Origin of the sequence: Glutamicibacter soli (assembly GCF_052322135.1) — a bacterium.
GTDB classification, from domain to species: domain Bacteria; phylum Actinomycetota; class Actinomycetes; order Actinomycetales; family Micrococcaceae; genus Glutamicibacter; species Glutamicibacter soli.
In genome coordinates this window covers 1-24325 of record NZ_JBQRUB010000002.1, presented here as the reverse complement: position 1 = coordinate 24325, position 24325 = coordinate 1, and the positions used below count along the sequence as shown (strand labels likewise).

The window sequence follows — 24325 nt, the reverse complement described above, 5'->3', positions numbered from 1 at the left end:
GCTCCCCGGGAGGGAATGGACAGCACAGAGAGCCTATGGAAACTGCCATCAAGACAGATGGTATTGCCGCTGTGCTCACCCAGGGCAAGAATCCAACGAGGTATCACAAGTAAATAAGCCCGTGCCGTTGTGCTCAGCCGCGGCTGCGCCATCCAGGCACAGCCAGGTCCAAGGCCTCACGTCGCCACTCAGGCAAAGTCCCCTTGGTCCGGCCTTGATGCTGATTATGCAGCCAAACACCCAGGGAACGTTCGGTGTCTGAAGCATGATTGCGGTACCGGGGCAGGCATTGATGCTCCGCAACATATTGGCTGAGCGAAGCGAGTCGTGTTCGCCAGAGCTCATCCACTTCTTGCTGGCGCGGGTCATGGTTCCACCCTTCGATGCCCTGCAAGAGCACGATCTTGGAGGAGGGCAGTTCGCCTGCTTCGAAGAGCTTGCGTTGTTCAGCAAGCCAATGATGTAGTGATAGCTCGAGTCGGGTCCCTGTGGTGCGGGGAAGCCTGCCGTGTTCGGCTTGAAAGGCGGCGACCTCCTTGGCCCGGCGGCGCCAGCTGGCCGGCGGATCATTCTCTCGGCGGGCGGCCAAGGCCGCTGCATGCTTACTGCGGAAACCGGGCTCGTAGTGCTCGCGCCGCTGCAGGTGGTAATGGACCGTTGCCACATTGCGATGGCACGCCTCAGCGATCTCGCGGGCTGTCGACCCGGCGAGATACAGCTGATCCCACTCGGGATGCCTGGAAACATTCCAGCTAACCATGGCTTCAGGCTACAACACCATACAAAGCAAGAAACCATGGAACAGGCATCCGGGACCCTGAATCACGGGGCAGTAATCAGCAATGAGGGAGGAGCCAGGCACCCAAAACCGTCCACGTGTCTGATGGAGTTATTTCGACGAATGCAATGAGCACCCCACGCACTCGCGGAGCTACAAGCGAATCGAGAGAAACTGCAAATTCAGATTTCATCACACGCACGATGATGCTCGTCCTAGAAGCCATTCAGCTCTTCTGGTTTCCCAGTAGGGCATTCATTGGCCCCAGGGAAATCTGGCACGTTAGCGCCGGGACAAACCATTCATTGGTTGACACAATGGTTTGCTCGACAGTACCTTTGTGTCATGGGAGCGATGACTACGCGACAGGCAGCCGAGATCTTGGACGTCACTGCCGAAGCTGTCCGGAAAATGGTAAAAACCGGACGCCTGGAACAAACAGGGACAGTCGGGCGCATGCTCATGATCGATGCAGATTCGGTGCACCGCGTGCGACGCGAAGGCAAGCGCGCAGGCCGCTTGTGGACTGAGCAAACTGCGTGGGCCGCTCTCTTCCTACTCTCGGGCCAGAAAGTCACCTGGTTATCCTCAAGCGAATTGTGGAGATTGCGCAAGAAACTCGCCAGTATTTCCGCGGAAGAATTCCAACAGCTTGTACGCAACCGCTCTACACCACGCCGTTTCCGCGGTAGTGCCTCATCCAAAGCCCAGCTATCCAGAGCCATTGCGCTGACAGGTAGTGGAATCCTCGGGGACTACCGTATCGCCAGCTCGTTCGGTCTCGCTGCCGGCACGGCTGCGCTGGAAGGCTATGCAAAGACCGGATTCATAGATAAAAATGCGCGAAAACTGGGGCTCAGGGAAGATGCCTCCGGAGACATCCTGATCAGAGAACTCAATTTCGCACTGCCACTGGAAGGCGGTCATGTGCCAACAGCTGCCATCGCAGCTGATCTGCAAGATGCGCACTCCACCCGCGAACGTTCTGCCGGACGAACAAAAATTGAAGAGCTGCTGCATGCCCAATAGCGCACCCCAACGCCCAACCCTCAACGTCGAACTCCCTCCAGGAGGATGGCCGCACCCCTGGCCACAGTGCCTGGAACTGTCTCGCGCTTTAGACAGCTCGAAATGGACCCTCATCGGAGGTCTCATGGTGCAGCTGCATGCTGAAATAGCGAGGATCCCAGCCATCCGTCCCACAACCGACGTGGACGTGGTGCTCCATGTGGAAACAGGACTCGTGTCCGGGCCTGAGGTGAGCTATACGCTTTCTCAACTCGGGTATGAACTGCAACCGCCCCTGCACAAAGACTCGCCAGCCCACCGGTTCACCCGGAAGCGCGATGGGCTCAAAGAAACCGTTGATGTCATGGTCGCCGACCATGGAATTTCCAAACCACCGCTGAAAATCGGGGGCAGAGATCCGTTCCAAGTCACTGCAGGAACACAGGCCTTGAAGCGTACTGCCAACTGCCAGATCCTGGATTCTGCAGGAGATGTCATTAGTACGCTGAGCATCCCAAGCCCACTGGCGGCACTGGTACTAAAAGGTGCCGCATATCGAGAGGATACCAGAGATCGGGGTCGGCACCTGGAAGATGCCGCACTGCTATCGACAATCATCAGCGACCCCATCGCACTCGTACCAGAGCTACAAGGATCTGACCGGTCCCGAATCATTGGCCTCTATAAGCACCTCTCAGATCTCAATCACCCTGCCTGGGAATCTATTGAGGCAGACAGACGCCGCGATGGCCACTACGCCCTCGATATTCTCTCCAGCAACCCCCAAGACTTCTCATCGAACGAAGAACTAGGAACTGCCTTCTAGCACGAAGGCTGGCTCTACAGGACAAGTTGTTTCTAAGTGATCCGGTCAGAAGAAACACGCGAAGCCTATTTCGACGAGATGCGTAATTCATGAGAAATTGAAGTTAACGACGTTGAGGGTTGCATTGGTTCAGAATCGGAGATTATTCAGGGCATCGGGTATCGGCTTAAAACGTATGGGCGAACCCTTTAAACAGCATTTTTCACATAGCAGTCTCTGACCTCTGTCATAATCAAACATGCCATGAAGAATCCGATAAAAGCGCTTAAGCTAAAACCAAAAACAGCGAATTCACCTGCAAAGGTTTCTCCTGCCTGGGAACTTAAGGCTCTAACGCCGGAGTTTATTGAGTCTGAACATGCGCAATATGCGGCAACCATAGCCAAAAACATCAAGAAGGACGACGTTCGAAACATCGCCCTCTCTGGAAATTATGGCGTCGGCAAGAGCAGCATTCTTCGTCGAGTTTCGGAAGACCACAAGGGCCGCGTTGTTGAACTCTCGCTATCGACGCTGTCACCGATCGAGGCATCGCAGCTGGACGAATCTGTCCCCGTTCAAGCGACGACGCCGACAAACCGCATCCAGCAAGAAATTGTTAAGCAGCTTTTGTATCGTGCTGAGCCAAAGTCAGCACGCGCTTCACGCTTTCGAAGGATAGAACATTTCAGATGGTGGAGAGAGCTTGCGCTGTCCGTAGTTATGGGCGTCGGGGTTACGGTGGCATTTCTGATCCTAGGATGGGCATCGAAAATTGAGCACACCTTTCGACCCCTCTTTGAACTTGGACTCTGGATCTATCCGATCCTCATACTGCTCGCTTCTGCCGCAATCCTTGCTACCAGGATTCTTCTCCATGGTCGTATCCACATCAAACAGTTTTCCGCCGGTCCCGCAGCGGTCACTCTAGACGAGAAGTCAGTATCCTATTTCGATCAGTATCTTGACGAGATCGTCTATTTCTTCGAGACATCATCTCGCGACATCGTCATCTTCGAGGACATCGACCGCTTCAACGATTCTCATATTTTCGAAACACTTCGTTCTCTAAACGCCCTTCTGAATGCATCACCAAAAATTAAGAAACCAATTCGCTTCATCTACGCGATCAAGGACAGCATCTTCGACCGCGACGGTCTCAAACAGGAGGGGAGAAAGGTTGACGTAGCCCATGCCGGTATAGATGATCCGGCCCAAGCTGAAATCATTCGCGCGAATCGCACGAAGTTCTTTGACCTTGTGATCCCAGTGGTCCCATTCATCACCCATCGAAGCGCACGAAACCTCACAGCACAGATACTCAAGGACATTGAACACGAAGTATCAAATGACCTCATTGATTTAGCCGCCCGGTTCGTTCCTGACATGCGCCTGCTCAAGAATGTACGGAACGAGTTCGTGGTCTTTCGAGATCGAATCTTTTCCGGAGATGGCAAGCATCTCAATCTCAGCGAAACCCACCTTTTCGCCATAATGCTCTACAAAAGTACTCATCTGAGCGACTTTGAAGTGGTCCGCCTCGGTGAAAGCAAGCTGGACCAGTTATATAAGGCAAGCCGGGCACTGATCGTGGGCAACATTCGAGAACGCGAAAGTGAGCTACGCGCGGCCAGAGCAGCCGTGGCAAGCCGAAAGGCGGCCTCCGAGAAGGCCGTACGGCTCGGAAAACGATTAGTTTCGTGTATCGACCTGATGGTCCGGACAGCTAGGTTTCAACGGCAGTATGGGCAGTACTGGCGTGGTGGCAGCGCTGCGCACCCCGATGATTTCCAGACGGTTGAATTTTGGGAGGTCTTTGGCAGTCAAGAAGGCAACCCCACCGTCGGCTGGTACAACCCCCGTTATAGACAAGAAATCAAACTATCTCGCTCCGATGTTGCAGCGTTGGTAGGAGAAACGCTGAACGTAACTACCTGGGATCAAGCCGACGAGAAAGCCCACGCCGAACGTGTTCGTAAGATTGAAGATGAACTGAAATTCCTTCGCTCTGCGGATATGAATGACCTAATGCACCGGCCAGAATTCCGGATGGATTTCGAAGATGAGAAGTATCCATTCTCGAAAGTCGCAGAGAGCCTGTTCACTAAGGGGCTGGTATACAGTCTCATTCAGGACGGATACATCGATCGCAATTTCACGCTCTATACGTCGACATTCCATGGCAACCGCGTAAGCCCCGCTGCCACAAACTTCATCATTCATCATGTTGAACGGGACCTGATGGACGAGCAATTCGTCCTGACTGCAGAAGACGTAGAAGCAGTAATCCGCGAGCGGGGAGCTCGCTCACTAGCCGAAGCGGCAATGTTTAATATTGCGATCCTCGACCATCTACTTCGTTCGAATAACCCCGACGCTGAACTGATGGTTGCTGCCCTTGCACGCCTTGATAATGAGGGCAAACGCTTTTTGCAAGCCTACTTCAGCAGCGGAGCCTTCAAGGAGTTGCTTGCAAAGAAACTGACAGCACGGAGCCCCAATATTCTCGGGTACCTTGTTAGCGGCGTCGAGCTTGACGATGAGACCCAAAAGTCTCTCGTCAGTGTCGCATTAATGAGTCTTACCGAAAAGATGCACCAGACCGTAACCAATCCAACGAAGGACTACCTGCATACTAATTACGGGCAACTTGCATCTATACGATCTGAACCGCTTACGACAGTTCAAGCGGATCTCATAGCACTCCACTTTAAGGAAGCCGGTGTATTGCTTCCTGACCTTGCGACTACAAGTGATTCGGTACGTCCGGCCTTTGTGAAATACGGATTATACGAGATGAGTTTGGATAACTTGCGTGCCGCTGTGGGCGACGACCGTGGCCTCTCGCTCGATGAACTTAGAGCATTAGGCCATGAGGATGTGTATGCGAAGGCGCTTTCTGAGCTTTCGAACTATCTCGACGCAGTGGACGGACATTCCTCAACGAATAACTCTGTGGGGGGATTCGTTCCGGTGATTAAGGATGTGCTCGAAACTGCACCCGAATTGCTCGACCGCGTTGTCGGAGGAGCATCAGATGAGAGTCGTGTCGAGGACCTGGAGACGGTACCGCAAGAAGCATGGAGCATCTTAGCGGCACATAATCGCTTTTCCCCGACTTTCTCAAATATAACGGCTTACATCGAGCAGGTCGGCAAAATTGACGAACATCTAGCCTTCGTCCTGGAAAAGTCGCAGGCTGTTACAGCTCACGAAGACGTCGCTGAGAACGAGAAGCAAGATCTGGCCGTGAAGCTGATCGGCGCCAAAACTAAACTCGGGCCGATTTTGCGCGCAACTTTGGCAGAGAGCCTAGAGCTAACTGAATGGATCCCTTTAAGTAACGTGAACGTCGAGGATGGTGAGCTTTATAGGCAGCTAATTATGCGACGTGTCATTTCTGGCGAGGCAGAAACGTATGAGCATCTGCTTGCGGCAAACTGGAACACACGTGAACGGGTGATCACGGTTATGCCGGAATTCCATGAATGGATTACTCCAGAACTCGTTAATGATGACCTTGCCGTGATTCTCGCGAGCCCGTCGGTTTCTGAGCAAGCGAAGCGCGCTATTTTGAATCGAGCAAGCGAGTTCACATCTGCAGCAGGACGAGAAGAACTCACCGAAATTGCTCGGCTTGCACTGCTGTATGGGCTCCCAATAGGGTTCGACGTCGTTGCAAAGATGGCAGAAAATCGTATCCACATCCCCGATGTGATCGCGTTACTAAGCCCGCATCTCGGGTCAATATTGGACGAGCAGCTATTCGACCTGCTTCGCGCATTCGGTTCACCGTATTCGGAACTGACGACTGTGGGCCGAGACAAACCTAAGGTTGCTAATACCGTAGGAATTGTCGAACTATTAGAAGCTTTGCGCAGTCGAGGGGTTGTTGCGAGCTTCAATGACAGTAAAGACCCGATCATAGTAAGTAAGCGACACAAGGAGCTGTCCTGAAATGGAACTTATCGACCATAGCTTGGTGAAAACACGCGCTCAAGCATCCAAGTAAGCTAATGCCCGCATTATTGAACTCGGTGGGACTAATCCTGCCCGATACCGCTTGTGACAGTCCCTAAACCGTGGTGGTTGGGTCCCCGGAAAGTAGTCCAGTGACTTTGTGAGTATTCGTGTCCGACAATGGACACAGGAGGAATCACAGAAACAATGGCACGCAGACACACACCAGACCAGGTCATCGCTAAAGTCCGCCAAGGACAAAAGATGCTCAACGAAGGCCACCCGATGATCGAGGTCATCAAGGAACTGCAGATCACTGAAGCGACCTGGTACCGCTGGCTCAACCAGTACGGATCCGAGAAAAACGCCGAAGCCAGCAAACGCACCAAAGAGCTGGAAAAGGAAAACGCCCGACTGAAGAAACTGCTAGCTGATCAGATGCTCGCCACCGACATCCTGACCGAGGTAGCGAAGGGAGAATTCTAAGTCCCGAACCACGCCGTCGTGCTGTACGGATGGCGATGGAAAAATTCGGGGCATCCGAACGCTTCGCTTGTCAGATCTTGGGCCAGAATCGCTCTGCGCTACGTAAGAAGAAATCACCGATGAGCTTTGAGGAAGCGCAGCTCAGAGCCGATTTACGCGCCGTCGCGTCCGAGTATCCAGCCTGGGGCTGGCGCAAGGCCCGCTGGCACCTACTGAGCACTGAACGATGGAAAGACACTGTCTTGAACAGCAAGCGTGTCCGTCGGTTGTGGCGTGATGAAGGTCTGGTCTGTAAACCCAAGCGTCGAAAGAAGCGCCGTACCGGCCCTGAAGCCGGTGAGCAGAAGCGACTGACCGCAGAGCATCCAATGCATGTGCTCAGCTTCGACTTTCAATCGGATGTCACCTCCTGCGGACGTCACGTCCGCTTTTTCAACGTCATTGATGAGTACACGAGAACAGCATTGGCGATTGTTCCGCGGCGGTCTTTCAAGGCTGAGGACGTGGTGGCAGTTTTGGAAGGGATCATTGCCGAGACAGGGATCCAGCCGGCGTTCGTGCGGTGTGATAACGGGCCTGAATTCACTGCCGGCGCTTTGGTGAACTGGTGCAACGCTGTTGGGGTTTCTACTGCGTTTATTGATCCGGGTTCGCCTTGGCAGAACGGTTTTATTGAGTCGTTTAACGCCCAGTTCCGACGCGAACAGCTCTCGGGGGAAATTACGGACACCATGGCGGAGGCTAGGTATTTGGCTGATGAATGGAAGGACATTTACAATCAGGAACGTCCCCATGGTTCCTTGAATGGAAAGACGCCGTCCCAGTTTTGGGACGAATGGGTTTTAGAGAATCAGTTAGCTATCGCATAGTTACTGGACTGCTCAAAGGGACCCAACCAGGAAATCCTACTTAGTCGGAGGAATCGGGCGGCAATTGCCAGACATGATCGCAGTTGCCGCCTTACCCGACTCCGGGAACTTCGCTACAGGTCTTTCTTGCGGGCCGGGGTGTCGTTAGCCGTGGGATTCCACGCGTACAAGCCGCCAGCCACAGGGAGGAACAGTAGTGCCGGAAGCCATTGGAACGCGGCTAGTAGGACGAGGGCAGCTAGCAGGACGACTAGAGCGGCTATGTTTGCAGTCTTACTCATGTCATCTCCATGCGAAGTGGTTGGCGACTATTGATAAGCGAGTCTAGCCACACTTTGCATTGGTTGCAATCATAATCTTGAAACACTCATTTTTAGTACATCTGGGTTTGAAAAACACCATGGCTTCTAGGTCGATGATGTATTTTTTGAGTGAACACGTTGGCTCAGATCAAGCTCTTTATTCTCGCAGAGTCCTGACGCAACTACACCGGTTGGATGCCGGGGAATCGTTCAAATTTTTAAAAACTTGCTTGACTTAAAAATTGATCCCTTTTAGGTTTTACTTACTCGCCCCTGTTGCTCCGGAACGATACGGAAGCTCGTGATTGGCCGTGAGCCAATGAAGACGAATCTTTTCAGGTCTCTTACTGAGGTGAAGTACGCAATGTCGAGGATGAAGAAACTTTTGGCCCAACTCTGCGTGGTAGGCGCTTTGGCGCTTTCGCTAGTTGCAGCACCTGCTGTCGCAGAAACGAATTCAGCGCAAGCTGCGGTATCTGTTCAGATCAGCTGCAAATATACGGGAGGAGTCACCAGCTGCAACATGATTGTCCCGGGTGGGTACTGCGGTTCTGGACGCGGTGTTGGCGTCGGTGTGACGACCCACCGCAAGGGCGGAATCATCGTTTCAGCCCCGCTTTTCAAACGGATTTCCTGGCAGGGAGGTCAAACCCGGAGCTACAGCATTTACGTTGGGACGACTTTCACTGCCGTGGTAACGATGGAAGGTAACACGACGACTCGTCCATACCCAACATGTTCGCTCGGTTGAACTGCCACCGACTGATTCGCAGTTGCAGAAACTGAAAGTGCCGGACGTTCGTCTCAAACTAAGACGGATGCTCGGCCCTTTCATTTCTCCGCAGGCTTCGATGGCATTTTTGCCGTCTGTGCGGATGCTCCGGGCTGGGCACTCCCGCCCACATATGGTGCATGAGCATAGAGAATCGCAACCGCGTACAAAAAGGCGTATCCACCGGTGGCCAGTTCGCCACCGAAGCCAAGTCCGAAGCAACGGGCGTAGCACTCGCTCCGGCCCGCCAGGAGTTCACCGACCCTAACGATTTGCCCCGCATTCCCGTCACTCTGATCCAACAGCGTGTCAACGATTACGACGAGGATGAAGAGGTCGCCCGGATCGAAGTGGACGGGCGCACCCTGTTTGCAGGCATGCATCGCGACGACCTGGAAGCACTGATGGAGTCGGACGAGGAGCTCGGAGAAGGCGACCCCTTCTACACGCTTGCCGTTGAGCAGGGCATCACCCGTGAATGGGATGGTCCTATTACCGTGGTTTAAAAGCCGATAACCCATGTTATGTAAAGTTATAGCTGTCGTATTGTCAGAACATGCGAACTCGCGGTCCCTTCGATAGTTCATTGATAACGCAGGTACCCTATCCCAAAATAGGCATCAGCCAGATCTAATTTCGTCCCATAGCAATGCGCTCGTAAGCTCGATGGATTCTCTTGAGGCACATGGTGAGAACCATAAGTAGATGGCCTCCTGCCGCAATAGAGAAGCACGAGACAATACGGATCATTGTCTCTTCAGCGGGATCGAGGCTTGCAGGAGCACCGACCCACTCCATAGATCCAACAACTACTAAGAAGAAAACCAGCAGCAAACCCCAAAGCATTGCCCATAGGCAGTTGAACATTATCTCGTCCAATAGTTCCAAATCAGCATCAATGATTAACGGGTTATTGGGTAAAGAGGTTCTTAACTGGAAGAGGAAAACCGCGACCGCGAATAAAAGCCCGGATACTATAGAAATGCCCGCAACAGCGTTGTCTACTTTTACCAACCTGAAGTCTAGAAACCAAGCGAGAGTGCTTACAGCTATGGGTACGCCTAGTTGCATCAAATAATCCGGGGCATGTATTTTTCCTGTTTGCCCGTTCCTGAGGGTTGTGAAATGACCTCTAGGAATTTGCCAGAGGGACAGCTTCCCCATGTTTTGCTCCTAGACTCTCGCTCCAGCGCGGCTCCCAGCTTATTTTGCCAGTTATTCCCGTAATCTCAGATAACTGCTCTACGCACTTTGCCACTAGCTCATCCACACTTAGCTGCTCCGCGTTGTCTTCGTTGAGGACCAGCCGAAAGCTCGGAGCGCCTCCGCCCTCAACTAAAAATTTCTTTTGTCGCTCACCATCGACTAGGGTGACATAAACATCTTCCTTCTCATGATCCTCGTCAACTGGAATACCAACGACTCGCTTTGCGGCACTCTTGTCAGTTGCCAACTTCCCAAGAAGATCTCGATCAAAGAAAGCACGGCGCCGCGGCCTTGCGATGTGGGATATGACCCCGACTTCGACGTGCACCCCATCTGCAGCATCGACTGACTTTCCCTCGACCCGGAGTTCGACCTCTTTCAATTTCGCATGTTCCGCCCAAGCGTCGCTTTCCGATACGGTGGAGCAGTCCATCTTGATGAGCTTTAGTAGTTCAGCTATATGTGTAGAAAACAACTGGCGAATTCGTATCCCGCCGGAGCCGCGGCGTGAAGATTCTGTCATCAAGAATGCGGAGCGTCCTCTTTCGGGAACCAAAAGAAGCGTCCGAGTTGTTCCAGTTGGTGCATGGCGAGACGAAAGCTGGAATTCCGATTCGCCGGTTTCTGAATCGACTACCTCCCCGGATTCACCGGTGGAACCCACTGAGGTTTCAACTACTACGACCCGCGAGGAATACCTGGATATACCGGTGACATTGACCCAAGTGTTCTTACTTTTATCGACGGTATCCTCTCGAGTCAGCTTGCTTAGCCAATCGGAGAATATGGCTCTGTTGCAAAAATCGTGAAGCTTGAGCATGCTTGGCGGAGATTGGACGGACGGAACGATGACGGATTTCAAGTGGCGCCATTTCCAGGGTGATGTGATCCTGTGGGCGGTGCGCTGGTATTGTCGCTATCCGATCAGCTATCGCGACCTTGAGGAAATGCTGGCGGAACGCGGCATTTCGGTCGACCATACGACGATCTATCGCTGGGTCCAGTGCTACGCCCCGGAGATGGAGAAGCGGCTGCGCTGGTTCTGGCGGCGTGGCTTTGATCCGAGCTGGCGCCTGGATGAAACCTACGTCAAGGTGCGGGGCAAGTGGACCTACCTGTACCGGGCAGTCGACAAGCGGGGCGACACGATCGATTTCTACCTGTCGCCGACCCGCAGCGCCAAGGCAGCGAAGCGGTTCCTGGGCAAGGCCCTGCGAGGCCTGAAGCACTGGGAAAAGCCTGCCACGCTCAATACCGACAAAGCGCCGAGCTATGGTGCAGCGATCACCGAATTGAAGCGCGAAGGAAAGCTGGACCGGGAGACGGCCCACCGGCAGGTGAAGTATCTCAATAACGTGATCGAGGCCGATCACGGAAAGCTCAAGATACTGATCAAGCCGGTGCGCGGTTTCAAATCGATCCCCACGGCCTATGCCACGATCAAGGGATTCGAAGTCATGCGAGCCCTGCGCAAAGGACAGGCTCGCCCCTGGTGCCTGCAGCCCGGCATCAGGGGCGAGGTGCGCCTTGTGGAGAGAGCTTTTGGCATTGGGCCCTCGGCGCTGACGGAGGCCATGGGCATGCTCAACCACCATTTCGCAGCAGCCGCCTGATCGGCGCAGAGCGACAGCCTACCTCTGACTGCCGCCAATCTTTGCAACAGAGCCCGGTGTGGCGGGCTTCGTGATGCCTGCTTGTTCTACGGCACGTTTGAAGGCGCGCTGAAAGGTCTGGTCATACATGTGATGGCGACGCACGACACCGCTCCGTGGATCGGTCGAATGCGTGTGCTGCGCAAAAACCCAGAACCACGGCCAGGAATGCCCGGCGCGCGGATACTTCCGCTCAAGGGCGTCGGGAAGCGCAACGCCGCTGCGGCCCTCGGCCTGGTCCTTCAGCCACCATGCCCGTGCACGCGACAGCTGCTCGCGCAGGCTGGGTGCCAAGCTCTCGGGTAACATCAAGGCCCGATCCTTGGAGCCCTTGCCCTCCCGCACGATGATCGTGCCGTGATCGAAATCCAGATCCTTGACCCGCAGTTGCAAACCCTCACTGATCCGCATGCCCGTTCCATACAGAAGCTGGGCGAACAAACGATGCTCGCCTTCCAGAAAACCGAGGATGCGAACCACTTCATCCGGGGTCAGCACCACCGGCAAGCGCCGCGACGGCCGAGGTCTTCCGATCTCCTGAAGCCAGGGCAGATCCGTGCACAGCACCTTGCCGTAGAAGAACAGCAAGGCCGCCAATGCCTGACGATGCGTGGAGACCGAAACCTTGCGCTCGTTCGCCAGCCAGGACAGAAATGCCTCGACTTCGCTGCTGCCCAAGGTTGCCGGGTGACGCACACCGTGGAAACGGATGAAGGCACGAACCCAGTGGACATAAGCCTGTTCGGTTCGTAAACTGTAATGCAAGTAGCGTATGCGCTCACGCAACTGGTCCAGAACCTTGACCGAACGCAGCGGTGGTAACGGCGCAGTGGCGGTTTTCATGGCTTGTTATGACTGTTTTTTTGTACAGTCTATGCCTCGGGCATCCAAGCAGCAAGCGCGTTACGCCGTGGGTCGATGTTTGATGTTATGGAGCAGCAACGATGTTACGCAGCAGGGTGACGGTGTTCGGCATTCTGAATCTCACCGAGGACTCCTTCTTCGATGAGAGCCGGCGGCTAGACCCCGCCGGCGCTGTCACCGCGGCGATCGAAATGCTGCGAGTCGGATCAGACGTCGTGGATGTCGGACCGGCCGCCAGCCATCCGGACGCGAGGCCTGTATCGCCGGCCGATGAGATCAGACGTATTGCGCCGCTCTTAGACGCCCTGTCCGATCAGATGCACCGTGTTTCAATCGACAGCTTCCAACCGGAAACCCAGCGCTATGCGCTCAAGCGCGGCGTGGGCTACCTGAACGATATCCAAGGATTTCCTGACCCTGCGCTCTATCCCGATATTGCTGAGGCGGACTGCAGGCTGGTGGTTATGCACTCAGCGCAGCGGGATGGCATCGCCACCCGCACCGGTCACCTTCGACCCGAAGACGCGCTCGACGAGATTGTGCGGTTCTTCGAGGCGCGGGTTTCCGCCTTGCGACGGAGCGGGGTCGCTGCCGACCGGCTCATCCTCGATCCGGGGATGGGATTTTTCTTGAGCCCCGCACCGGAAACATCGCTGCACGTGCTGTCGAACCTTCAAAAGCTGAAGTCGGCGTTGGGGCTTCCGCTATTGGTCTCGGTGTCGCGGAAATCCTTCTTGGGCGCCACCGTTGGCCTTCCTGTAAAGGATCTGGGTCCAGCGAGCCTTGCGGCGGAACTTCACGCGATCGGCAATGGCGCTGACTACGTCCGCACCCACGCGCCTGGAGATCTGCGAAGCGCAATCACCATCTCGGAAACCCTCGCGAAATTTCGCAGTCGCGACGCCAGAGACCGAGGGTTAGATCATGCCTAGCATTCACCTTCCGGCCGCCCGCTAGCGGACCCTGGTCAGGTTCCGCGAAGGTGGGCGCAGACATGCTGGGCTCGTCAGGATCAAACTGCACTATGAGGCGGCGGTTCATACCGCGCCAGGGGAGCGAATGGACAGCGAGGAGCCTCCGAACGTTCGGGTCGCCTGCTCGGGTGATATCGACGAGGTTGTGCGGCTGATGCACGACGCTGCGGCGTGGATGTCCGCCAAGGGAACGCCCGCCTGGGACGTCGCGCGGATCGACCGGACATTCGCGGAGACCTTCGTCCTGAGATCCGAGCTCCTAGTCGCGAGTTGCAGCGACGGCATCGTCGGCTGTTGCACCTTGTCGGCCGAGGATCCCGAGTTCTGGCCCGACGCCCTCAAGGGGGAGGCCGCATATCTGCACAAGCTCGCGGTGCGACGGACACATGCGGGCCGGGGCTCTGTTGCAAAAATCGTGAAGCTTGAGCATGCTTGGCGGAGATTGGACGGACGGAACGATGACGGATTTCAAGTGGCGCCATTTCCAGGGTGATGTGATCCTGTGGGCGGTGCGCTGGTATTGTCGCTATCCGATCAGCTATCGCGACCTTGAGGAAATGCTGGCGGAACGCGGCATTTCGGTCGACCATACGACGATCTATCGCTGGGTCCAGTGCTACGCCCCGGAGATGGAGAAGCGGCTGCGCTGGTTCTGGCGGCGTGGCTTTGATCCGAGCTGGCGCCTGGATGAAACCTACGTCAAGGTGCGGGGCAAGTGGACCTACCTGTACCGGGCAGTCGACAAGCGGGGCGACACGATCGATTTCTACCTGTCGCCGACCCGCAGCGCCAAGGCAGCGAAGCGGTTCCTGGGCAAGGCCCTGCGAGGCCTGAAGCACTGGGAAAAGCCTGCCACGCTCAATACCGACAAAGCGCCGAGCTATGGTGCAGCGATCACCGAATTGAAGCGCGAAGGAAAGCTGGACCGGGAGACGGCCCACCGGCAGGTGAAGTATCTCAATAACGTGATCGAGGCCGATCACGGAAAGCTCAAGATACTGATCAAGCCGGTGCGCGGTTTCAAATCGATCCCCACGGCCTATGCCACGATCAAGGGATTCGAAGTCATGCGAGCCCTGCGCAAAGGACAGGCTCGCCCCTGGTGCCTGCAGCCCGGCATCAGGGGCGAGGTGCGCCTTGTGGAGAGAGCTTTTGGCATTGGGCCCTCGGCGCTGACGGAGGCCATGGGCATGCTCAACCACCATTTCGCAGCAGCCGCCTGATCGGCGCAGAGCGACAGCCTACCTCTGACTGCCGCCAATCTTTGCAACAGAGCCGAGAATATATCTAGGAGATCGCTACCCAGAAGATCAGCCGGTGCGAAAACACGGCCAGCTCCTTCACTCTTACCCTTCTCACGAAAAGTTAATTCATGAATCGTAAGCACTCTTCTGGCCATCTGCTCCCCCACAATAATCGAATCTAAATCTCAAGAGAAACCTACAGCATCAGACCCACATTCAGGGATATTCGATCAGAGTATGGATGCTCGGAAAATCTTTAAGCACATGAAGTAACTGCACGGCTCGGTTGTGTCTAAATCGTTCGTTTATGACACACCAAACCGTGCGCTCTGCTGAAAAGCAAGGACAGTTGAAAAATCAACAGATTTTTAGGCGTGCTTCGCCGCAAAACTCAGTGTCACAAACTATGTGCCGATACACACCTGTTCGCACGAGTATTGATACATTTGGATACATGGGACACCTCCTCGGGTACGCCAGAGTCTCTACCGGCGACCAAGATGCACAACTTCAGCTCGATGCGCTCACTGCAGCAGGCTGCTATCGCATCTTCACCGACACCGCCTCCGGGGCCCTCGAGTCACGTCCCGAACTCGATAAACTCCTGGACCAGATACGGCCAGGCGACACTTTGGTGGTCTGGAGGCTCGATCGACTCGGTCGCTCCATTCGCCACCTGATCAATCACATGGACGCGCTGCAGCAACAAGGCATTGAGTTCAAATCCCTGCAGGAGAACATCGACACCAGCTCCTCCGGCGGACGACTCGTCTTCAACATCTTCGCTTCACTCGCCGAATTCGAAAGAGACCTTATCCGCGAACGCACCAACGCCGGGCTCCAAGCAGCCCGAGCCCGCGGCCGCACTGGCGGACGACCACCATCCCTGTCCCCCGACAAACTACGCACCGCCAAAAGACTTTATGAACAGAAGGACATGACAGTTGCGCAAATAGGCGAAGTTCTAGGTGTCAGCCGTAGCACGGTTTACCGGGCGTTGGGTAAAGCACCGGAATAGCAAAGACAACTGAAGCACTCAATCACCAATAGCCTTCTTGACTAATACAGCCAGCCGCAATGCCATTTTCGGCCAGATCTGCTTACGCTCTATGCTGGCCATAACTTGGTTACGAAAAATCGCGAAACGAGGATCCGGCCTTCCATCGCCTCTAGCAGTTCCTCCATCCATAATTGCGGAACAGTCCAGAAGCGTCTCAAAAATCGAAGAGCCGCCAAAGTTCACTGTTCCAGCTATGCGCAATCAGCTTCCACGGAACATGATAAGTGGACGAATAAGACACCTCATACTGACCTGCCCTCAGTATTCTCCGCTCGTTTCCAGATCCTAACCCGGAGTAGAGCCCCACTCGGCAGCACGCTAATGAAATCGAGGAAATCACTACTATCAACCGATGATGGACGAAGGAGCGATCGGTGCCGTTTGCCACAGAAAGCCCCAAGAAGCGGGTTGTGGCATATTTGGAATCGTTAATTTACCATGTAATATTATTACAACTTGGGATTTCTGGGGTCAAAAATACATGGGGGGCAACAACTTGGCCGACTTTAATATGGACACAGCGGTACGACTACACACAGCATTGCTACCGCTCACAGAGCCCCTGCACGAGGCCTTTGCTCTGGCTGTGATTGATGCGCAAACTTATATCCCGCCATACAAAAATGCCGGACGCATGGCTCACCTTCGATCTGGAGTGATTCGTGCCGGTGTTCGTGAACACTTAACCAATGCCCCTGCAGCCAGTTGGTCGCTCGGTGGAAACCCTGAACTTATGGGACAGATTTCACTCGTTCACAAGGAAGAGGGCATCACCATGCGTCTACTCAAGTCTGCGAAGCAGACCGCAGGGGTCCCTCACGCCGGTTCAAATCTCACACGCCGAGCATATTGGCGAAATACGCCCATGCTCGAATTCGAAACCGGCACACTTTTCCCAGATCCAGGCTTTCACCGCCTTCTCGCACTCTGGACACCGCAAAACGACGGTACTGTTTCACTTCGAGTCGTACGACCCATCAAGGAAGGTCGATATGGAGGCACCGTGGAAGTCGATTTCGCAATGGAACTGGCGCCCAACCGAAGCGACTTTGAGCAACTCGAATTCGTCGGCGAGCCTGCTCACGAAGAAGACCTATTCAATCCCCAAGTAGCGGAGGACGAAATTTCAGGTGAGGAGGGTGTCTAACGAGCCAGGTGTCCGCCTACTAACGTTGAGGCATCTACTCGGCATCAGCCAGGCCGAACTTTCACTGGCAACAGGAATCAGCCAAGCGCAGATTTCACTCATGGAAAGAGGGGACCGAACTCTTTCACCCACTGCAGCACAGTCCATTGCCTTCGCGACCAACACCCCTATCACTTTTTTTGAGATGGATGCTCAGCCATTGCCAGGACCCCTTACCTACCGAAAGTTGGCCTCAGCAGGAGCAAAGGCTGCGGTCGAAGCCCGGTTCAACGAAATCGAGCGTATCGCAAATCATATGGGTACTGCTGTCGATTTCGTTCGCCCAAACCTGCCCCGCGCAGCTGCCACTGAGGAGTCACTCATCACTGGCGAAGACATGGAATTCTACGCGAAAGCTACACGCACAGCTCTAGGGCTGAACACCGAAACCCCAGTGCTTAACCTGACCCGTTCATTGGAACGAAAGGGAGTTATCGTTGTTCCCATTTCCGACCGATCTGAAGATCTTTTTCCCAAGCACGAGGGTCTTTCGCGGCCCACTTATCCCAGCCATCGCCCGTTCATAACATATGTGAGTGGCGGTTCTGGTGACCGCGAGAGGTTCAGTAAGGCCCATGAGCTCGGCCATTTGATCCTCCATGGCGATCGCATCCTGCTAGACGAGAAGGCCAAAGAACAGGAAGCGAACGAATTTGCCGGCGCATTCCTTCTACCGAAAAAATCCATGCAGAATGAGATCAGCGAGACTCTTAACCTGAGCGGCTACCTCAAACTCAAAGCCACTTGGGGTGTATCTATCCAGGCAATCATTGCCCGTGGGCACAAACTCGGGCTCCTAAGCGACACCAGACGGAAATCACTCATGGTGCAACTTTCGTACAAAGGTTGGCGTAAGGAAGAGCCCGTCAAAGTTGCCCCTGAAGAACCTATACTCCTCCGACAAATGTTGACTAGGATGTTCGGTTCCACTCCATACACCAAGGCAGCGCAAAAACTCGGAATTTCACCCAAGTTTCTCCGACTTTGGGCTCCTGGGGCAGAGGAAAATAATGCCTCAGAAGGCACACCACATGTAACCTCCCGCGAAGAAGACAACAACGTGGTGCAACTCTTCGGAACACGTAGAAACTAAGCCATTTAGGGCACGTATAGGATCTCAACTGCGAAGCATACGGATACATCCGCTGACTTGGGACTTCAGTGGACACCTACGAGATAAAATGATCAGTTAAAGCAGAATCCCGGCCGTTTGATCGGCCTTCAGAAGAAGACTACAGGGACGGTTCCGGGATGTTCTCTTTCATTCTAGACGAATCGGATGTTGATGGCCAACCTACAAACGTGGAGTTTCCATGAGCTTCATTTTGGGACCGCACGCTTAAGGCACTACCTTGACGAATGCGGTGAGAATCAAGATCTAGCTATGCAGCTTTACGAGTGGAATACAGAAATTTCGGCTGCTTTCTGGGAATCATTCACTCACCTCGAGGTGGCGCTGCGCAATGCCATTGACCGACAGATGACTGTTCGGCACATAACCAAAGGGCGCGCGGGGCATTGGATATTTGATGACGCACGCGAACTCGGCCGGGATCGAGGGCGGGGATCTCGCCGCCATGCATACCCCTATGCTGATATCGATACCGCCATTGGACGTGTTCGAAAGAACGGGATGCCACTGGACTCAGGACAGATCATCTCAGAAATCTCCTTTGGTTTCTGGCACCAAATGGTGTCAAAGAGTCAAATGTTCCTGTGGCCCGATTTGGTAGGAGCCTTTCCTCATATGAAAAGCCGTAACCAAGCCCTTGTCAGCGCTAAGGTTGAATCACTCAGGTCGTTGCGAAACAGGATAGGGCACCATCATCGAATTTGGGCCGCAGATCTGCCTGCAAGATTTTCCGACCTCCACACCTTGTCCGGATACATAGACCCAGACTTGGAAACATGGATCGAAGAAAACAGTCGTGTGCCAACACTTTTGACTAGTCGCCCTAGAGCTACCTAGAAAAAATCATTCCGAAAGAATGCCCCTTACCTATAGGTATCCGCATAGAGATTCTTCACCCATCGCGTAATAGCAGAGTTTTTCACTAAACGAGTCATGCTCGCAGTTTTCTCTCAACGCTGAGAATTCTTCACCGCGAACAAGACGCAGGGCAACTTCCTTAGGAACCAAACTCTGAGCCCACAGCGCGCATAGCCGATTGATCGGACAACACGTCCTGGAAATAAGATCGGGGCGTCGTAAGAACCTTTACCACAAGAATGGATAAGACCGCAGTCGAATGCTAAATTTTTCCAAAAACATACCCTTAAATCTTCCAATCAAAATGTCGGAAAGGCAGTGAAAATTTGATAAGTGACTACCTCCGAGTTATCCAACGGTTCAGCGAAGAGATTGAGGAAGGCACACAATGGCCACGGACGCGCTGCCCCTCATGCCGGGAAGGATACGTGAAGTGGGGTAAGCCAGAAACCGCTGAAAACAAAATTTCTCGTAGCTACCGAGGACATGACGCATGGGAGCCAGAATGGATTTCCGGAACGATGCAACTTAGCGGTCGTTGCGAAAATAGCGAGTGCGAACAGATTGTCACGGCGGTCGGAAGTTTTAGAGTGGATGTATCTCGTGATCGACCGATAAATGATCCGGACGAAGGATATCAAGGTCAAAGGTACTCCGAATTTTACAAGATTGATTACTTTAACCCTCCTTTGCTCCTAATAACGTTGCCGGAAGATATACCTAGGGATGTGCGTCGAGCTATCGATAGAGCCCGCCCCCTAGTCTTCGTAGACCCAAGCTTCGCAGCAACTGCCCTACGAAATTCTGTCGAATGCTTTTTAAGCAACGAGGGCGTACCAGCACGCAACTCCAAAGGCTCATACACGCCATTGCACCAAAGAATCAAACAATGGAAAACGAAAACGGGTAATCAGAAGGTCGCAGAATTACTACAAGCAGTCAAGTGGATTGGCAACGAGGGAACTCATGAGGGAACATCCCTCACAGTTCAGGAAATACTTGTCAGCTTGGAATTCATTGAGGCAGCCTTCCACGAGCTCCTAGTTGCACCTGGAATTAGCCAAAGAGTTCAAACTGTAAATCAATCGAAGGGGCGCTTTGGCTAAATTACTACCATCGCCGCTAATTGACCACATCTTATAATCGACGTCTTCCATTGAGGACAATGTATCTCAACCTAAGAGTTGTAACACGCCTTGTTGGATGCCACTCCCCTGAAGAAAATCCGCGAGAAATCAATGCTCCACTATTCTTACAACTATGTGTTGCAACTGACGGCCTAAAATCGTGTCGCCGTCGTTAGTTGCGAGACACTTTTAGCGGGCCACGGTCAGTGCGGATCGGCTATGCTGCGTTTCGACCAAAGACCAAACCCTTCAGTAGCCTCTGAACCCGATCGTAGGGGTCGTCCTGTGCGATGACCCCGTCGTCCACGGCCAGCCTAAAAAGCTGGGCCGCGCGGATTGAACAACATCCTTATCGCTCTGCACTCGGACGATACCTTGGCGATTCCAACCTTTGACCGTCACTGGCTGTGGACTCACAAAATGCTCGATCATACTGGATTTAGAGACCAAGCATGAACACTGACTGGAATTAGCTGCTAGATTCCGAAAATTTATGAATCACGACCAAGAATTATGTTCTTTTGAGCCTCAAACTCGGACTCGCTTAGGTGTCCAGCTTCCTTCATTTTTATCAGCCTTTCCAACTTTCCAAGCAAGTCGTCATCCGAAGATCCACTCAAATTATTTTGTGTTCCCTGCGTTGGCGTCGCAGTAGTATCACCAGAAGGTGTCGTACTTACCGGCGCGACTGTTTCGCTGCTGGCACGTACTGCTGATTCGATTTTCGCGCACCAGCCGAACGCATCGGTTCTCGCCTTGAGGTAGGCAGGATTATTTTTAGGTAGCCCACTGCCAGGAGCATCGAGAAAAGTTATCTCGATCAAGGACCATCGGGCATCGTTAAGGCTGAGGCGCAATAGAACTTTGTTCACGTGCTCCCGACTTGTCTTAGAAGTACCTAAGCCACCGATGACGGCTCCTGTCCCTCCTGCGATTGCTCCACCTACAATGGCGGAACCGATCTGACGACCACGCCCAGCAGGCGTTACCGTAATTCCGTCTTCAACTACATCAACGCCAATTACGGAGGTATGGTCTAAGAGCATCCCTGAGGTATACGAGGGACGAAATAGATATGCCTGCCCTTTGCTCCCCTGCCCCAACACATGACCATCACTTGCTTGGCTGAGGATCGGCCCACTCACGCCTTCGTCAAGAAGCCACTTCACACGAAGAGGGCGCATCTGATCGATATTGCTTTGCGTTTTGACTTGCTGTTTAGTGGGCTTCCCAGCCTGCATAATTAGGCCAACGACCACAAAGACTACGAGTAGAGCAAGAATAATTTCCAATGACCCATCCTGAATGGCAAAAGTTCCAGGCGTAGGAACTTTGTGAATAATCAAAATCTGATTATCCCTGATCATGCGATGAGTTTTCTAAAACGACGGCAGGTCAACAAATTTAGAGTCGGTGCGTGTCGCACCTTCCTTAGGGTTACTGATAACCCTTAGACTGCTGTCATGACTATCAAACGGCGACCTCGTGGGACGCTCCATGAGCCTACATCCATTGGGTGGAAGGTTGAGAAGGCCAGCAAAGATCGTTTTGCTGAGCTTGCTGAGAAGTCGGGATATACAAGCGCCGCTTTTTTTGACCTCATGGTGAAAACAGTCGAACTTGATAGCCGAGGTATCCCAACGTGGGTTCCTCAGGAACTCGAAAAGGACCAGCTGCCTATCGACAAGCCTTAAACAGAAAAGCCCGCGCAAAGCGCGGGACTGAAATTCTGAATCCGATCTGAACACTTTGCCGAGTACAGCAGATCGAGATTTACCACGAAGCTTCCGGTTACCAGCCGGACGCTCCCCTTCCTTTACCCTCCAAAGAGAAAAGGACTTATGTGTCTATAGTAGCGCCTCCGCGCGCCCAATCAAGCACCAGCACCCCCGAAACGCCGCAAAACACCGCGATCCACACCACAAAACCACGCTGGTGCACCCGCCCCACCGACGGCCGCATCGCCGCCATCCTCGCCCACACCGCCAAACGACACCGCCCCTTTACCAAGGCAGAAACCCCCGAAGGATTCACTGTCAAGGGGAAAAGCCAGTTCAACGCGGCCAAAGAAGCCCTCGCCACCAAACACGCCCACACCCCCGCCCCGATACACATCAAGCGGGTCTCCCGTGCCCAGGAAACCTCGCCTCGCGCGATTGCCTGGGCCATCCCCACTGGCAGCAAGAAAATCGACCACACCGCCCAAGCCTGGCGCGCCACACGCACCCTCGACGCACTGCTCGAACGCCGCGCAGACTGCAAACGCAACATCCTCGCCGTCCTCTGGGTACTCCTTCGCTACACCGACCACGAGAGCATGACGGTGCGCATCACCTGGGACACCATCGCTTCTAAAGCACGCGTATCCCGCTCCACCGTAGGCAACGCTCTCAAATTCCTACGCACCCACGGCATCCTCGGCATCGTCGCCTCCGGCCGCAGCGCACAATACGCCGCCAAAGCTGGCCAGCCAGCGACCAACGAAGCCCCCGTCTACGTCGTGTGCCGCCCCATCGGCCTCGGACTCCGCCCCCAGGACTCCGAAGACACGACCACAACCCGCCAGACCCACCACACCCCCAACAACACGGCCTGTGGAAATAACTTAGAACCCCTCCCCGTAGGGGGGTTAACCACTTACGAAGTAAGTTCCTACACGCGCACGCGCGAGAAAAACACTCACAATGAGCCGCTACGCGGCACTGAAAAGATTTTTGGGCACGGCTCCGCCGTGCGAACTCACCACAGCGATGATCGACCAGTCGAACTGTGGCCAGCTCACAGAACTATCAGCTCTAGAGGACAGGGGTTATCGGCTGCCGCTGAAATCTTGCGTCGAATGCCAGATTTTGCCCGTTTTTCCAAGAAAAACGTGCTCAACATGTTCAAGCCATTCTTCAATGCCGGATGGACAATCGCAGATATCCAGCACGCCTTGGAATGGCGCACCACACCAGGCCTGCACGGCAAGGAAGCCTGGGGAGTACTCCCCCAGCACAACCGTGAAACTCAGTCCTACATCGACTACTGCCGGATCTTGCGCGCAGCGATCCTGCACCGCATGAACCAATGGCGCACCGCCACCGGAGAAATCATGCTCAGCCGATCCCAGCGAGCAGCAGCCGCCAGCAGCCACGCGCGCGCCGCCGCCCGAGCCGCCGCCGAACGCCGCGCCCAGCAAGCCGCGCAGCGCCCGCAGCTGCGCACCACGGCCTCCCGAGGTGCCGCAGCCGCACGCGCCGCCCTGGCCGCCGCACGCCGAACCAGGGCATGTTCCTAGCCTCCTGCCCACATGGGCACGAAAAAAGCCCTCCCGCTCCGCTGCTTTTTTCGCACACATGGTGGACAGCAGGAACCAATCGACCGACCGAACACAAGCCACACGCTCAGAACTCGAGTCAGCACACGATATGCGAGCATGGCATGTGCACGGATCTCTAGAAAGCAGCACTCATGACACGAAACCCATAACAAGCAACGCACTATCTCACCCAAGCGCGCGCTGCAATCATCTTTGGACTCATCTACCTGGTATTCCTTTCATCACGCCAGGACGTGACGGCTGGATCTACACAAGCGCCGCAGGAACAATCCTCGTGATGGGCGCGGCCGCACGCGGCCACTACCGACTTAGCCAAGAAAACCAACCACAAACAACCGAACTACGTTGGTTATACGAAGCTGTCATCCTCGGGTTCTTCGTATCTTTCGCTGCTGCGATAGGTCGAAATATCACCTAGATCTCGTAACTTCATAACACCTCGCGCACAGACCAAGAACCAGTGCGCGGATGCTCCACCAGCTCCCAGGTCACAAGATCCGACCTGGGATTAGCGCCAAGCCGCACCTGCACCAGCCACACCGCATAATCAATCCGGTCAGCGCTGCCCTTCTTAATAGTGAAGCTCGTATCTTCCCACCACTTCACTCGTTCATAATGATGGGTAGGTTCCACGACAACCTGCCAGACCCGACCGCCCCGCCGAATCTTCCAAGGCGCGGAGGCCGTCGTAAAAATAACATCAACAAGCTCGACAGACAT

20 protein-coding genes and 2 pseudogenes are annotated in these 24325 nt (G+C 54.3%); 16 read left to right on the top strand and 6 right to left on the bottom strand.

The window, feature by feature from the left end; genetic code table 11:
* Positions 1–133: 133 nt before the first annotated feature.
* Positions 134–760 carry a helicase associated domain-containing protein gene (locus tag ACTX90_RS18385; protein WP_204677765.1) on the bottom strand — a complete coding sequence of 209 codons (627 nt, stop codon included), beginning with the start codon at positions 758–760 and terminating at the stop codon, positions 134–136.
* A 372-nt stretch (positions 761–1132) separates the two neighbouring features.
* On the opposite strand from ACTX90_RS18385, the gene ACTX90_RS18380 reads away from it, so the two are divergent.
* The 5 genes from ACTX90_RS18380 (at position 1133) to ACTX90_RS18360 (ending at position 9486) form a co-directional block, all read left to right on the top strand.
* A complete protein-coding gene (locus ACTX90_RS18380; RefSeq protein WP_204677767.1) occupies positions 1133–1807 on the top strand; it encodes a helix-turn-helix domain-containing protein in 675 nt (224 codons plus the stop codon).
* A 124-nt stretch (positions 1808–1931) separates the two neighbouring features.
* Entirely contained in the window at positions 1932–2612 is a 681-nt protein-coding gene (locus tag ACTX90_RS18375; protein WP_204677769.1) for a hypothetical protein, read from the top strand.
* Between the two features lie 243 nt (positions 2613–2855).
* The gene (locus ACTX90_RS18370; protein WP_204677771.1) at positions 2856–6548 is read left to right on the top strand and encodes a YobI family P-loop NTPase; all 3693 of its coding nucleotides are present in this window, start codon (positions 2856–2858) and stop codon (positions 6546–6548) included.
* A 210-nt stretch (positions 6549–6758) separates the two neighbouring features.
* Positions 6759–7906, top strand: a protein-coding gene (locus ACTX90_RS18365; protein ID WP_204677773.1) for an IS3 family transposase whose coding sequence is annotated in 2 segments (ribosomal slippage) — positions 6759–7029 and positions 7029–7906 — 1149 coding nt in all. Because the reading frame shifts where the segments join, the coding sequence is not laid out codon by codon here.
* Positions 7907–9120: 1214 nt separating this feature from the next.
* A complete protein-coding gene (locus ACTX90_RS18360) occupies positions 9121–9486 on the top strand; it encodes a hypothetical protein (RefSeq protein WP_204677775.1) in 366 nt (121 codons plus the stop codon).
* Between the two features lie 124 nt (positions 9487–9610).
* On the opposite strand, the gene ACTX90_RS18355 is transcribed toward ACTX90_RS18360, so the two are convergent.
* Both ACTX90_RS18355 and ACTX90_RS18350 read right to left on the bottom strand, forming a co-directional pair.
* Positions 9611–10144 carry a hypothetical protein gene (locus ACTX90_RS18355; RefSeq protein ID WP_204677777.1) on the bottom strand — a complete coding sequence of 178 codons (534 nt, stop codon included), beginning with the start codon at positions 10142–10144 and terminating at the stop codon, positions 9611–9613.
* Positions 10113–11006: a hypothetical protein gene (locus ACTX90_RS18350; RefSeq protein ID WP_443444104.1), complete on the bottom strand. Its 894-nt coding sequence runs from the start codon at positions 11004–11006 to the stop codon at positions 10113–10115. Before ACTX90_RS18350 ends, ACTX90_RS18355 begins: the two co-directional genes overlap by 32 nt.
* Before the next feature lie 28 nt (positions 11007–11034).
* On the opposite strand from ACTX90_RS18350, the gene ACTX90_RS18345 reads away from it, so the two are divergent.
* Positions 11035–11799, top strand: coding sequence for an IS6-like element IS6100 family transposase (locus tag ACTX90_RS18345; protein WP_001389365.1), 765 nt, complete (start codon positions 11035–11037; stop codon positions 11797–11799).
* Positions 11800–11853: 54 nt separating this feature from the next.
* On the opposite strand, the pseudogene intI1 reads toward ACTX90_RS18345, so the two are convergent.
* Positions 11854–12681 (bottom strand): annotated as a pseudogene (gene intI1 / locus ACTX90_RS18340) (class 1 integron integrase IntI1); the annotation flags it as partial.
* Between the two features lie 101 nt (positions 12682–12782).
* Here intI1 and sul1 point away from each other — a divergent pair.
* The 8 genes and pseudogenes from sul1 (at position 12783) to ACTX90_RS18300 (ending at position 20262) form a co-directional block, all read left to right on the top strand.
* Positions 12783–13634: a sulfonamide-resistant dihydropteroate synthase Sul1 gene (sul1, locus tag ACTX90_RS18335; RefSeq protein ID WP_031966051.1), complete on the top strand. Its 852-nt coding sequence runs from the start codon at positions 12783–12785 to the stop codon at positions 13632–13634.
* Positions 13635–13761: 127 nt separating this feature from the next.
* Positions 13762–14115, top strand: a pseudogene (locus tag ACTX90_RS18330) (GNAT family N-acetyltransferase); the annotation flags it as partial.
* Between the two features lie 19 nt (positions 14116–14134).
* A complete protein-coding gene (locus ACTX90_RS18325) occupies positions 14135–14899 on the top strand; it encodes an IS6-like element IS6100 family transposase (protein WP_001389365.1) in 765 nt (254 codons plus the stop codon).
* A 475-nt stretch (positions 14900–15374) separates the two neighbouring features.
* Positions 15375–15938 carry a recombinase family protein gene (locus ACTX90_RS18320; RefSeq protein WP_204677781.1) on the top strand — a complete coding sequence of 188 codons (564 nt, stop codon included), beginning with the start codon at positions 15375–15377 and terminating at the stop codon, positions 15936–15938.
* A gap of 394 nt (positions 15939–16332) precedes the next feature.
* The gene (locus ACTX90_RS18315; protein WP_204677783.1) at positions 16333–17127 is read left to right on the top strand and encodes a hypothetical protein; all 795 of its coding nucleotides are present in this window, start codon (positions 16333–16335) and stop codon (positions 17125–17127) included.
* Positions 17120–18259 (top strand): helix-turn-helix domain-containing protein, encoded by a 1140-nt coding sequence (locus ACTX90_RS18310; protein ID WP_204677701.1) that lies wholly within the window; start codon positions 17120–17122, stop codon positions 18257–18259. Before ACTX90_RS18315 ends, ACTX90_RS18310 begins: the two co-directional genes overlap by 8 nt.
* Positions 18260–18550: 291 nt before the next feature.
* Positions 18551–19135, top strand: a complete 585-nt coding sequence (locus ACTX90_RS18305; protein WP_504434248.1) for an Abi family protein — start codon at positions 18551–18553, stop codon at positions 19133–19135.
* Between the two features lie 347 nt (positions 19136–19482).
* Positions 19483–20262, top strand: coding sequence for a DUF8608 domain-containing protein (locus ACTX90_RS18300; protein ID WP_504434247.1), 780 nt, complete (start codon positions 19483–19485; stop codon positions 20260–20262).
* A gap of 512 nt (positions 20263–20774) precedes the next feature.
* On the opposite strand, the gene ACTX90_RS18295 is transcribed toward ACTX90_RS18300, so the two are convergent.
* On the bottom strand, positions 20775–21650 hold the full coding sequence (locus ACTX90_RS18295) for an SHOCT domain-containing protein (protein WP_204677707.1): 876 nt from the start codon (positions 21648–21650) through the stop codon (positions 20775–20777).
* A gap of 96 nt (positions 21651–21746) precedes the next feature.
* Between ACTX90_RS18295 and ACTX90_RS18290 the strand changes: the two genes are divergently transcribed.
* Both ACTX90_RS18290 and ACTX90_RS18285 read left to right on the top strand, forming a co-directional pair.
* On the top strand, positions 21747–21977 hold the full coding sequence (locus ACTX90_RS18290) for a hypothetical protein (protein ID WP_128471546.1): 231 nt from the start codon (positions 21747–21749) through the stop codon (positions 21975–21977).
* 149 nt (positions 21978–22126) lie between these two features.
* The gene (locus tag ACTX90_RS18285) at positions 22127–23563 is read left to right on the top strand and encodes a hypothetical protein (protein ID WP_204677709.1); all 1437 of its coding nucleotides are present in this window, start codon (positions 22127–22129) and stop codon (positions 23561–23563) included.
* Positions 23564–24034: 471 nt separating this feature from the next.
* Here the strand turns inward: ACTX90_RS18285 and ACTX90_RS18280 are convergent, their stop codons facing one another.
* Positions 24035–24325, bottom strand: coding sequence for a hypothetical protein (locus ACTX90_RS18280; RefSeq protein WP_204677711.1), 291 nt, complete (start codon positions 24323–24325; stop codon positions 24035–24037).